The 388-nt window shown below is 42.0% G+C and carries 1 pseudogene; it reads right to left on the bottom strand.

Going from position 1 to position 388, the window contains the following annotated elements:
- Window positions 1-388 (bottom strand): annotated as a pseudogene (locus tag CWB76_RS19295) (TonB-dependent receptor); the annotation flags it as partial.

Consider the following 388-nt stretch of genomic DNA (forward strand, 5'->3'; position numbering starts at 1 on the left):
CGCACGAGAGGCGGCATCGGGATACACCACGTCATTTTCAAAACCATCAACTAAATCGTTAGTACCAGGTTTGATAGTGTTAGCACGAAAGGCAATTGGAGAGCCATCTAAATCACGAACATGGTAATTAAATAATCCAGTGAAATCGTCACCTTCATATAAAAATTGAATACGGGCTGCTTGTTCAGTGTAACCACCTAAGGCATCTTTTTGCTCAAAACCTGGTGCACGATTATCAATGTAATCGTCTTTATCTTGCCAAAGTACTGAAACACGTGTTGATAAACGATCTGTTAATGAACCACCAACAGCGCCTTCAAAGTCAACAGCACCACGACTACCGTAAGATACAGAGCCATAGCCTTCAAATTCTTGACTTGGTGTTCCC

Origin of the sequence: Pseudoalteromonas sp. S1609 (genome assembly GCF_005887255.1) — a bacterium.
Classification (GTDB): Bacteria; Pseudomonadota; Gammaproteobacteria; order Enterobacterales; family Alteromonadaceae; genus Pseudoalteromonas.